The following is a 12923-nucleotide window of genomic DNA, read 5'->3' as shown; positions in this document are numbered from 1 at the left end:
GATCATGAAAATTAAAAAACTAATCATAAGCAGCCTTTCCTTATTTACCCTGGTAGCCGTATTGCCCGCTTGTAACAAGTCGTTTATTGATGTTACACCGCAGGGTATAGTTCCGGTAAGTACTTATTATACTACCGAAATTGATATAAAAACAGCACTTAACGGAGTATATAGCAGCTTGAGGCCAATTTATAACGAACAATATGGTTTTGGCGAAGTCCCATCTGACAATACCGAAACTTATAGCGAAAGCGAGGTGCTTTACGGAGAAGAGGATAAACTAACCTGGGCCGCAACATCTACAAACCTGCAAAACGCATACACCCGGTTTTATGCAACCATAGCCTACGCAAATATTGTTTTGGGCCATGTTGGTACCCCGGTAATGACGCAGGCTAACCGTGATAGTTATACCGGCCAGGCTAAGTTTTTAAGAGCGCTAATGTATTTTAACCTGGTGCGCATGTTTGGCGGTGTACCATTAATATTAACCGAAATAACATCAGAGCAACAGGCTTACACCTATAACCGTGCAACATCGGCAGCGGTTTACGCCCAAATAGAAAAGGACTTAACTGAAGCTGCGGCAGTATTACCGGCATCATATACCGGTACCGATATAGGCCGTGCAACCAGCATAGCTGCCAACGCCCTGTTAGGCAAAGTTTACATGTTCGAAAACAAGTTTACCCAGGCCGAAGCAATTTTGGCTACCGTTTCGGCAACAGCCGGTACATTGATACCCTACAACCAGGTATTTGGGTTGGGTAATGATAACAATAAGGATATTATATTTTCGGTACAGTACATCAGCGGTGGCTTTAGCGAAGGTAATACCTTTGCAAGGGGTTTTGTGCCACAGCCATCAGGTACAACAATTACCACATCAGTTACCGGTAATAGTAATAATATTGGCACTGCCGATTTATATAGAGCTTTTGAACCCGGAGATGCCCGCTTAGCTACATCAATAGGCATTTATAATTCGGGCACGCTGGTGTATTATTATGCCAAAAAATTTGTTTACTCAAGCGTTACCGGCGTTAGCGAAGGAGATAACGATTGGCCGGTATTACGTTATGGCGATATTATTTTGCTTTACGCAGAAGCACTTAACGAAAACGGTAAAACTACCGATGCATTAACCCAACTTAACCTGGTACGCACCAGGGCTACCCTTACACCAAAACTTGGGCTTTCACAGGAAGACGCACGTACAGCAATTCGTAATGAAAGGCGTGTAGAGCTTTGCTTTGAAGCCGAAAGATGGTTTGACCTGGTACGCTGGGGTACCTATGTACAGGTGATGACAGCTTTTAAAGCCAATAACAGATCGGCAAACGGCACCATTGGCAATGTTGTGAGCACTTTAAATTTATTTCCTATCCCGTTAAGGGAAATTCAGTTAAATCCTAATTTAACTCAAAACCCCGGATACCTATAAAACCATTTGAGGCTGTCTCAAAAGTGAGGCAGCCTCTTGTTATTTTAGAGTGATTTTTGTTAACTTAAAGGCATGGGAGCGAAAGTAGTTTTTAAGCCATATGACCCTGACCAGTTAACATTTTTACCGTATAAACTGGAGGAGTTAGTACCTGAGGGCCACCCGGTACGCATAGTCAAACAAGTAGTTGACTTGATAGACGTTAAACCGATCAACCGCAAGTATAAAGGCGGCGGGGCATCAAGCTTCCATCCGCGGCTGATGCTGAAACTGCTGGTGTATGGTTACCTGACCAATACCTATTCATCAAGAAAGCTGGAAGACCAGGCGGCACAGAACGTCCACTTTATGTGGCTGTTGGGGATGAAGAAGCCCGATCACAATACCATAAACCGTTTCCGGAGCGAAAAGCTGTCGGGTATCTTAAAGCAGATCTTCTCTCAGATTGTACTGCTGTTGGCAGAACAGGGTATCGTTTCGCTTAAAGAGACTGTGTTTACCGATGGCACCAAGATCGAATCGGTGGCGAACAAATACACCTTTGTATGGGGCAAAAGCATCAAGAACAGTAAAGAGAAGATCAAAAGCCAGCTGGATGAACTATGGAAGTACGCGCAAGGCCTTGCGGCAGAAGAACTAAAAGATACCACGCCAATATCTTTTGAAGAGATCAACCCTGAAAAAGTAAAAGAAACCATAGCTAAGATCGATGCCGCTTTGAACGACAAGGAAGAAGTAAGCAAGCAGGTCAAACAAAAGCTGAACTATGCCAGAAAGAACTGGCCTGCAAACCTGGAACGTTATGACCAGCAGGAAAAGCAGTTAGGTATCCGTAACAGCTTTTCAAAGACCGACCCGGATGCGACTTTTATGCGGATGAAGGAAGACCACATGCTGAACGGGCAGCTTAAACCTGGATATAACCTACAAATATCCACACAAGATCAGTTCATCCTTAACTACAGCCTGCATCAAACCTCTACCGATTATCAGACCCTGCCATCTCACATAGACCAATACGAAGCACTATACAACACACTTCCCCAAGCAGTTGTGGCCGATGCCGGCTACGGTTCAGACGAGAACTACGGCATCTTACAGCAAAAAGGCATCGAAGCCTATATCAAGTACAATACGTTCGACAAAGAACAAAAGGAAGGCATCAAAGCGTTCAGTAATGACAGCCTGCATTACAACGAAGGGGAAAACTACCTGACCTGCCCGATGGGCCAGCGGATGGCACATATCGGTGATGGTCAAAGAATAACCACATCGGGCCATGTACAGCTGATCAGCCGTTACCAGGCAAAGAATTGTAATAACTGCCCCATGCGTGGCGTATGCCATAGCGGGCAGGGCAACCGGATCGTTGAGGTGAACCATTCCCTGAGAAAACACAAGCAGGAAGCAAAGGAAAGATTAAATACAGAACAGGGCATCAAATACCGAAAGCGAAGGCCTGCCGATGTGGAACCGGTATTTGCCCAACTGAAGCATAATCATGGCTTCAGGCGCTTTCTGCTGAAAGGCATGTCCAAAACCGAGGTCGAAATAGGCCTGTTATCCATCGCTCATAACCTCAGAAAGTGGAAAGCCTGAGGCTTTTCGCCCCCTTTTTCCAAAAAACGCTCTTAGAATCGATCAGAAACGAAATATCTGCACAATAGAGCTTCAGCCCCTAATAGCACAATCCAAATATATTCCATAAAAAAACCGCCTCATAATTGCTTATGAGACGGCCTCATTTAATATATTTAAGTCGTTTTAAAATTCGTTCTATCCCTTTTTACCAATAAAAAAATTTGATGGGTTTGCCTGCATTTGTTTGTAACTATCATTAATTAATAAAGCTACAATGAGTTTACCAAAATATGTTAAAAGCTGTATTATGGGTGCTTGTCTGTTATTCGTCACACACCTGGCTATAGCTCAGGGTTTGGCGAATTATGTACAACCAATGGCCGGTACAGCTACAGCCACCACATCATCAGCATTAAAACATGGTTCGGTACTGGCGCGTTACGCCAATACTATCCCCGCTGTTACCGTTCCTTTCGGGATGACACAATGGACACCTCAAACCCAGGCATCCGAAAGTAAATGCGTTCCGCCTTATTATTATAAGGATGATGTGTTAAATGGTATACGTGGCTCACACTGGTTAAGCGGATCGTGCACGCAGGATTACGGCAGCTTTAGCGTTATGCCCATCACAGGTAAATTAAAAACAACCAACTACGGTGCTACCTTTAAACATACAGATGAAACATCGGGTCCGGATATGTATAGCATTAACCTTAAACAATACCAGCTCAAGGCCGCAGTTACCGCCACCGAGCGCTGCGGCATGATGCAATTTACCATGAACAGGGCCGATAGCCTGTACCTGTTAATTAAAGCCAATAGTGATTACCACGAAGGGTTTGTAAAAATAGATAAGCGCAGAGGCGAAATATGGGGCTACAACCCGGTACACCGCATTTACCAGGGTTGGGGCAAAAGTGCAGGTTTCAGCGGTTTTTTTGTGATCCGTATTGAAAGGGCTCCGGGTAACACAGGTGCTTTTTTAAACGACAAAATATTTACTGCGGATAGTATTAAAAACGACGATGGCGCGGGTGTTTATGCCGGTTTTAAACTCAACAAAGGCGAAAAGCTAACCATACGGATAGGAACATCATTTACCAGCCTGGAAGGGGCCCGCAAAAATTTACAAGCCGAAATGCCGGGTTTTAATTTTGAGCAGGTTGCCGCAGCCAACAAAGCCAAATGGGAAAAAACTTTAGGCCAGATAAAAATTGAAACCAATAACGTGCAGGATAAACGTGTGTTTTACACCGCTTATTACCACGCCATGCAACAGCCGCGTTTGTTTAATGATGTAGATGGCAGGTATCCGCGGTTTGCGGGCAACTACCAGATAGAAAAATTAGCTGCTGGTAATTATTATGATGATTTCTCGATGTGGGATATTTACCGGGCCGAAATACCACTGTTTGAAATACTGAATCCACCGTTTGTAAATAACCTGGCGAAATCGTTGCTGCTGAAAGGAAAACAAGGCGGCTGGATGCCTATTTTCCCTTGCTGGAACAGTTATACTTCCGAGATGATAGGCGATCATACTACATCGGTAATCAGTTCGGCCTATTTAAAAGGCATTACTGATTTTAATGCCAACGAAGCTTATCAAATTTTAAGACATAACGCTTTTGACATTCCTGCCAACCGTGCCGATTATGTTGAAGGCAAAGGCCGGAGGGCTCTGGATAGCTATTTGAAATATAAATACATCCCGGTTGAGGATAGTGTGCTTGATGCCTTTCATAAAATGGAACAGGTTAGCCGCACACTGGAGTATGCTTACGATGATTATGCATTGGCGCAATTTGCAAAACGCCTTAAAAACACTAACGATTACAGCGCTTTAATTAAGCGGGCCATGTATTACACCAACGTATTTGATGCATCAACAGGCTTTACCCGCGGTAAGCATGCCGATGGTAGTTGGGTATCTCCTTTTAACCCCGATAAAAAAGAAACTTATATTACCGAGGGCACACCGCGCCAATACACCTTTTATGTGCCACATGATGTACCGGGGCTTGCCAAACTAATGGGCGGTGCCGATAAACTTGAACAAGAGTTAGATAGCTTGTTTAGCAAAGGCGAGTACTGGCACGGTAACGAGCCAGGTCATCAAATTCCGTTTATGTATAATTTTACGCCTTCCCCCTGGAAAACACAGGCCGCAGTACGTAAAATATTAGCCGCCGAGTATAGCGACGGGCCAGGCGGTTTAGGCGGTAACGACGATGCGGGCCAGATGTCGGCATGGTACATGTTTGCCGCTATGGGTTTTTATCCGGTTAACCCAATATCAGGCCAGTATATGTTGTGTTCGCCGTTGTTTAATCAAGTCGCGGTTAGCCTGCAAAACGGTAAAAAATTCCAGGTGATATGCCACAAAAAAAGTATAAAAGCAATGTACATTTATGCTGTAAAACTAAATGGCAAGGCAATGCCTAATAGCTATATCAGCTACCGCGATATAATGAACGGCGGGCAATTAGATATTTACATGCAAGATATGCCGGCTAAAAACTGGGCCAGTAAACCCGCTTATCAGCCCAAAGGCATCAATAATTAATAAAAGAAACTGGATAACAAAAATTAACGGGGAAGGTGCATAAAAACCATAAAGCCATGTTACTTTTACAAGTTGTTAATCTTCAAATACTATGATGCCTATCATTCGTAAACCCATTTTTGCAAGGCTGTCGCTATGGTTTGCCTGCTCATTTTTAATTGTGGGTATTGCCGGTGCAACGCCGGTATTAAAGCTAACGGCAGACACCAATTACCGTAAAGATGCGCCGCCCGAAATTGAGAACCCCGAATGTTTGGGCATTAACAAGCAACCTGCGCATGCGGTTTTAATGCCTTACGCCAACCTGCAAGAGGCGTTGAAAGGTAACAGGCATGCTTCAACCTTGTCGCGCAGTTTAAATGGCAATTGGAAATTCAACTGGGTAGCCTGGCCGATAGACCGCCCGGTAGATTTTTATAAATTGGATTACGATGTATCGGGATGGAAAGATATTGCTGTGCCCTCAAACTGGGAAATTAAGGGCTATGGCACGCCATTTTACCGCAACATAGGCTACACGTTCCAAAAAGATTTTCCGCGCGTAATGAGTACGCCGCCCCCCAAATATACGGCTTTTAAAGAGCGTAACCCGGTTGGGAGTTACCGCCGTGATTTTGACCTGCCTGTTACCTGGCAAGGCGGACGGACATTTATTACTTTTGACGGTGTAGATGCCGGATTTTTTTTGTGGATAAACGGTAAAAAAGTGGGCTATAGCGTTAACAGCCGCAACGCAGCCGAATTTGATATTACTGCTTTTGTAAAACCCGGCAAAAATACGGTTGCCGCCGAAGTGTATCAGTATACATCGGGCAGTTACCTGGAAGATCAGGATATGTGGCGCCTGCACGGTATTTTTCGCAATGTAACTTTGTGGCAAGCACCCGAAGAGCATATCAGCGATTTTTTTATTAAAACCGATTTAGATGCGCTTTACCGCAATGCTGTTGAGGAGGTATCTGTTAAAATAAAAAACTATGGTGATAAGGCAAAGGCATCGCAAAAAGCTTTAGTAACGGTTCACGATGGTGTTAAAATTATTGCATCGGGCATAACAACTGTCCCTGCATTGGCTGCCGGACAAGAAACTACTGTAAACCTCCAGATAAAAATTACTAACCCTTTAAAATGGACTGCCGAAACACCCAACCTTTACACTACGGTTATAAGGCTAAAGCGAGATAATAGGGTAACCGAAACCATTTCGGCTAAAACGGGCTTTCGTAAAATAGAAATTAAGGGCCGCGTATTTATGGTGAACGGCGTGCCCATTAAACTAAAAGGCGTTAACCGGCACGAAAACTGGCCCGAGGTGGGCCACGCCATTACCGAAGCCCAAATGCGGCGCGACCTGGACGTTATTAAGCAGGGCAACTGTAACCACATCCGCACCTGCCATTACTCCGACGACCCGCGTTGGTATGAGTTGTGCGACGAATATGGTATTTACCTGGTTGCCGAGGCTAACCTGGAATGCCACGGGTTGATGAATAAACTGAATGATGAGCCACGCATAAAAGCGGCCATGGTTGATCGTAATGTTGCAAACGTGCAAAGCTTAAAAAATCATCCCAGCATCATCATCTGGTCGTTAGGTAACGAGTGTGGCACTGGCGGTGCTAATTTTTTAGCGGCGCTGGATGCTGTTAAAAACATTGACCAAACGCGGCCCACGCACTATGAGGGCTTTGGTGTTGGCGATAAAAACCCGGCTGATATAGACAGTAAAATGTATCCGCCAATTATTGCCTATGCAGACTCGGCCAATATTAAAAAACGTTTGCTGTCATCGGTAGAAAGGGCAGCTTTAGATAAAAAATTAACTAAGCCTTTTTACTTGTGCGAGTTTGCTCACGCCATGTTCAATTCTATGGGGTCGCTTAAAGAATACGGCGACCTGTTTGATAAATACCCTTCTATACTGGGGGGTGCGATATGGGAATTTCAAGATCAGGGTATTTGGAACCGTCGCGATCCGAAACACCCAATACTGGCCTTTGGCGGTGGTTTTGGCGAATTTCCGAATGACCACTATTTTATCCATAAAGGTGTTGTAGCTTCTGATCGTTCGGCCAAGCCGCATTACCCCGAAATGAAACGCGTTTTTCAATGGATCAGCGTAAGCGGGATCGACCTGCAAAAAGGCATCGTGAGTATCCGCAACAAATACCAGTTTATTAACCTATCAGCATTTAAATGTAAATGGACGATTACTAAAGATGGCAAACAAGTATCTTCGGGCAATATTAACCTGAATGGCATAGGTGCGCTAAGCCAAAAAAATGTTAAGATACCCTATGATAGTGATTTGTTTACGCCCGGAGCCGTTTATTACCTGCGCTTATCATTCACATTAGCCAACAATGAGCTGTGGGCAAAAGCAGGCTATGAACAAGCCGCAGAGCAATTGAAACTGCCAACAAAAGAGGCTGTTATGGCCAAAACTACCACCCAGCCAGCTTTGAAATTGAACGAAGATAAAGATGTGATTGTGGTTAGAGGTAACACCTTCGCTTTAACTTTTGATAAAACATTGGGTACTTTATCGGCCATTAAAAATAACAATAGCGAGGTGTTGATGAATAATGGCGGCCCGATGCTGCATTTATGGCGGGCGGCACACCAACAGGATGACCTTTGGGCCGATAAGGATTGGGATGCTTATGGCTTAAAGGAGCTGAAATGGACTGTTAATAACATAACGGCCAGCCAGGCGTCGCCATCAACTGTAGTGGTAAAGGTTGCTTTAACCGGCACGGGTAAAAAGGATTTTTGGATAAAGCACCAGATAATTTATACGATTACCGGCAACGGAACAATTAAAGTAGACAATGAGGTTGATAGTAACCAACCTACACTGGCGGTTGCGCATATGGGTGTGAGGTTGTTTTTGAATGCGGATTACCAACGGTTTAGTTATTTTGGACGAGGACCATTTGAAAACTATCCCGACCGTAAAACAGGATCGGATGTGGGGATTTACAACAGTACGGTTTGGCAGCAGCTTACGCCTTATGAAAAGCCAATGGAATGTGGCAATCACGAAGATGTACGTTGGGCAAAAATTTGGAGTATTAACGCAGGAACGGGCATTAAAGTAGCAGCTAGCAACCATCTGTTACAGGTATCGGCATTGCCTTTTAGCGACGAGGAACTGGCCGCAACAGAATATAAAATTGATTTGCCAAAAAGTAAGGCAACCGTACTTTGTATAAATTACCAAACCCTTGGTGTTGGCTCAAACAGTTGCGGCCCCAAGCCAATGCCCCAATATACAGTTTACGCCGCCCCCGCAAAATTTACGTATACACTATTATTGATACATTAAAGCGATAAAAATATATATAATCGGCTAAACGAAACCCAATGCGAGGCATACCCATTTTGCTGAGTGAAATGCTTACGGCAGATGGCTATTGGATGGCTGAAACTATATGATAAACCAAAAAGTTACACCGTTTAAAGGGTTGTTTATAACGCCTATTTCGCCGTTATGAGCTTTAATAATTTGTGAAGATATATATAGGCCAAGCCCTATTCCCGAATAATTTTGCGAGGTATTCGCTACTCTGAAGAAACGGTTAAAAACATGGCTAATATTGTCTTCCGGTATACCAATCCCCTGGTCCGAAACGCTTAACCTGATGCGGCCGTTGGCTAAACGTTCAAAATGAACTTCAACCTGGCTGTTTGCGGGGGAGTATTTGAATGCGTTGGTTAAAAAATTGCACAAAACCTGGTCAATGCGTTCATGATCGGCGAAAAGCGTCAATGATTCATCGCCACGTATGTCTACCAGGTGTTTTTCATCTGCCGAGCGGCATTGGTCAACACATTCAATCACCATTTCCATTAAGTTAAATTCATTCTTTTTAAGCTCAAGTTTTCCGGCGTGTATTTTTGTTACGTCTAATAATTCGTCAATTAGGCTTGTTAATTTGTTAATCTGTTTGGATGAGCGGTGCACAAAAGGAGCAATGTCGGCCAGGTTTTCGTTTTTGGCAACCATTTTTTCCAGCACCTGCAACGATGCCTTAACGGTGGTAATAGGCGTTTTTAGTTCGTGGCTGGCAATACTCATAAATTCGTCTTTTTTGGCCATCAATTCTTCGGTAGCCCTTATTGATACCTGCTGGAGCCTAACTTCCTCTTCGGCTTTTTTTCGCTCTATTATTTCTGCTTCCAATTCATCAAGCGTGCGCAAGCGATAAATCATCGGTAATAATTTATATAGGGCATACACAGTGAATAGCGACACAATGGCCGTCATGAATTTTATTAATGCATTTAGCCGGTAAGCCGGCCACCAAAAAATAATGGCATCTAATAAATGAGTGGAACCGCATAGCAGTATAAAGGCGATAAAAAGCCACAGGATTTTTGGAAACGGGATATCTTTTCGTTTGCTGATGATGCGGAATAGCAAAATAGGAATAGCAAAATAAGCTATCCAGATTGCAGCATCCGAAATGATATATAACCAGCCGTGGAAGTTGGCCCAATTTCCGCAGTGCCATCTGGCTGGCCAATCGGCAGTATCAAACAGCTTGGTAAAAAAAATCTTTATCTGGCTTAACAGGCTTTCGTTGGCCAATTGGTGCGAAACGCCTTTTGGATAACATATTGTACCGCACTTTGCCGGCGCATGCACCAAAACCTTGTTATTTTCCATTGTTCAGGTTTAAATCATTTAAATTGTATGTGAATTCCGCGTTGATAAATGAATCAAAAGGGACGCTGAATGTTTAACCCCGACACAATGTTACTAACAATTTTTAGTATGAGTAGGATTGAGAAAAACAAAATTTGTTTACACCCTAAACTAACAAAAAGCTGGCAATTGAATGCTTTTGCGCCAAATAATGCTAAAACGATAAATTATTAGGTGAGTTTTAAATGCTTGCTAAATTATTTGCACCGCGCCGCTGCGGTGCGCCTATGCAAAAATTGTTGATTTGCTGAGCTTAACCGAAAGAATGCCGAAGAGATATGCGGCTAACGATATGTTTGTGCCCTGCATATTATTCAAAGCAGCAAGGCTTTTTTATAAATTTATCAGGCCGTGTAATTTAAATGATATTGATTTTTGGGCAGGCAACTAAACTATATTGAGCACCCGCTAATATACCGCTAAACAAAAACTGCCCAAAACTTATAGGTTTTGAGCAGTTTTTGTTTAGCGGCTTTTATTAATTTATTTCAGGTACAGGTTGCCTGTTACGCGGTAACCGGAAGCTGTGTTGCTATACCAATCTGTAAATGATGAACCTCCCGAGCTTGCCCAGGCTGCAAAATGAGGGTAAGCATCGGTTATTTTAACGGTTTCTAGCGGGTAAATAAATTGATCGTTAAAGCTGATAGCCCAAGGTAAGCTTTCTTTCGATAAATAGTATTTGCCCGACGCAGGTACTGAAGAATCATCCTGTGTTCCAAATAATTTAGAGTCTACCAGGTCGGTAGGTGCGTAGCCAGGTAAGTGAATTTCGTATCCGCGTCTTTCGTTGCTAATTAAAAATGGATTTAATAACGATGCTGTTAAACTTGTTTGGTCAATTGGATTAGTTAATGTAACTAAAACGCTTGCCGTACTGCTAACCACTTTGCTATTTGCGTTTAATGTATTTACATAATAAGCACCTCCGGGGTTAGAAGCAAGTATGTCTGAATTATCAAACGGAATAATTACTGCTTTGCTTTGGCCCGCTTCTACGCCGTTGGAGGCAAACTTAATGTAATTATCTTTAGATAACTGCCCGGTTACAGATTTTACTGCCGATGCTGCAATAGGTAACTGTACACCAAACCCATTTTTGTAAGCTGCACCTGCGGCTGCAACAATATAGTCGCCTTGCATGGTAACTACTTTATTTTGTGCGTTAGTTACAAAAGTGTAGCGGTATTTAACAACCAAATCATTCATATCATAATCGCCTTTTATTGGCCAGTTATCTTCAAACGCTAATGAAGCATAACCTGTTTGTGATGGGAAATAGCTGATGTAAGCGCGGGTAGGATCGTTAGGGAATGCATCAAGTGCATCAATTACGCCGTCGCCATCGGTATCCTGTGCTTTATCGATAGCCGATACACCTACATTTGAGATAGCCGTAACCGGGTTTGATGTAGCATAGAAAACAACATCGTTAAAATCGTTATCACAGCTTGCAGCTTGCCTGTTTATATCTTCAAAAGCAATCAATGTTAGTTTATGAACGTCGTCATAAAGTACTACCGAGTGTTTCTTTAAAGAGGCTGTTGTTTCGGGGTTTAAAGCATTGTCCGAATAAAATTTAGTAGCATTTGTATTGATGCCTGCACCCGTCCAGCCGCTACCAATTAGTATAAAACCAATAGATGTACCTGCATCAAATGTGCCTAATTTTACTTTGTTACCGGCTTTTAAACCACCGCCCGAGCCTAAGCCCGAAGCATTAGGAAAAATAATGGTTGCTTTTTTTATGTCGGCTTCGGTAGTTGGTGGGTTGCCGGTTGTGTAAGTATAAAAGGCAAAACTGTTTAGGTTGCCTGCGCCTTCGGCAACAAAGGTTACCCATACGTCGGCCTTTGCGGTAACATTGATAGTTGAAACGGCCGTGCTAGCCAGGTAGTCTGGGTGGGTAGTTGTTAATGGTTTTGACTCTGGCAGCGATGCGTTTACGTAAGATAGTAATGAAGCGTCGATAACATCAGATGTTGGTTCGAGATAATTAGGGATACCATAGCTTGTTGGGTATTGGGCTGTATTTACAACGGCATCCGCAGTAGATGTATAGGGTAGGGGGTAAGCAAATACTATAGAAGATGATAATAATGTAAGACCCGAGTTGCCCGAGTTAGATGGTATAATAATAGCTTCGGGCACTACATCGCCGCTATAGCCTGCTGCCCCGCCAATGGTGGCATTTATTGCATTGTTATTGATGGTTGCCTGGGCGTAATGTAATAAACCAAGGTAAGATGGATCAATAATTAATTTGGTAAATGATGTTGGTACGCTTATTACAGCGTTAAGGTTGCCACTGGCATCTGTTACACCTTTAAATATGGCTGCATCGGCATTGGTATTTGCAGGGTCGTAAACACTTACCACTACGCCACGCAAAGCGTCGCCGTTAGATGCTTTAAGCGACAGGTTTAGACTGATGTTTTTAGCAGTGTTAAAATTAAAGCCGCTAAAAGTAGTTGTGGGCGTAGGGCTATTTGGGTCTGTGCCCGAATCAACTGAACTTTTTTTGCAGGCTGTTAAGGTGGCAAGGCTAATTAAAAACAGGCCGGGTATTAATCGTTTCATATATAATTTAGTTAGGTTTTCTATTTTTTTTAAAGTTA

At 43.2% G+C, this 12923-nt stretch carries 6 protein-coding genes; 4 read left to right on the top strand and 2 right to left on the bottom strand.

Annotated elements, in window-relative coordinates; all coding sequences use genetic code 11:
- Positions 1-4: 4 nt before the first annotated feature.
- From BDD43_RS02020 to BDD43_RS02005, 4 genes are all read left to right on the top strand, one after another.
- Positions 5-1444, top strand: coding sequence for a RagB/SusD family nutrient uptake outer membrane protein (locus BDD43_RS02020; RefSeq protein ID WP_121196057.1), 1440 nt, complete (start codon positions 5-7; stop codon positions 1442-1444).
- Between the two features lie 72 nt (positions 1445-1516).
- Positions 1517-3043, top strand: coding sequence for an IS1182 family transposase (locus tag BDD43_RS02015; RefSeq protein WP_121195523.1), 1527 nt, complete (start codon positions 1517-1519; stop codon positions 3041-3043).
- 256 nt (positions 3044-3299) lie between these two features.
- Positions 3300-5594 (top strand): GH92 family glycosyl hydrolase, encoded by a 2295-nt coding sequence (locus tag BDD43_RS02010; RefSeq protein ID WP_246001407.1) that lies wholly within the window; start codon positions 3300-3302, stop codon positions 5592-5594.
- 91 nt (positions 5595-5685) lie between these two features.
- Complete coding sequence (locus tag BDD43_RS02005; protein WP_246001406.1) at positions 5686-8922, top strand: glycoside hydrolase family 2 TIM barrel-domain containing protein; 3237 nt, start codon at positions 5686-5688, stop codon at positions 8920-8922.
- 102 nt (positions 8923-9024) lie between these two features.
- Here the strand turns inward: BDD43_RS02005 and BDD43_RS02000 are convergent, their stop codons facing one another.
- Both BDD43_RS02000 and BDD43_RS01995 read right to left on the bottom strand, forming a co-directional pair.
- Positions 9025-10266: a sensor histidine kinase gene (locus tag BDD43_RS02000; protein ID WP_121196056.1), complete on the bottom strand. Its 1242-nt coding sequence runs from the start codon at positions 10264-10266 to the stop codon at positions 9025-9027.
- A gap of 522 nt (positions 10267-10788) precedes the next feature.
- Positions 10789-12885 (bottom strand): LruC domain-containing protein, encoded by a 2097-nt coding sequence (locus tag BDD43_RS01995; protein WP_121201848.1) that lies wholly within the window; start codon positions 12883-12885, stop codon positions 10789-10791.
- Positions 12886-12923 lie beyond the last annotated feature (38 nt).

It is taken from the genome of Mucilaginibacter gracilis (assembly GCF_003633615.1).
In the GTDB taxonomy this organism is placed as follows: Bacteria; Bacteroidota; Bacteroidia; order Sphingobacteriales; family Sphingobacteriaceae; genus Mucilaginibacter; species Mucilaginibacter gracilis.
The sequence above is the reverse complement of the archived record's forward strand: the minus strand, read 5'-3'. Positions and strand labels throughout refer to the sequence as shown.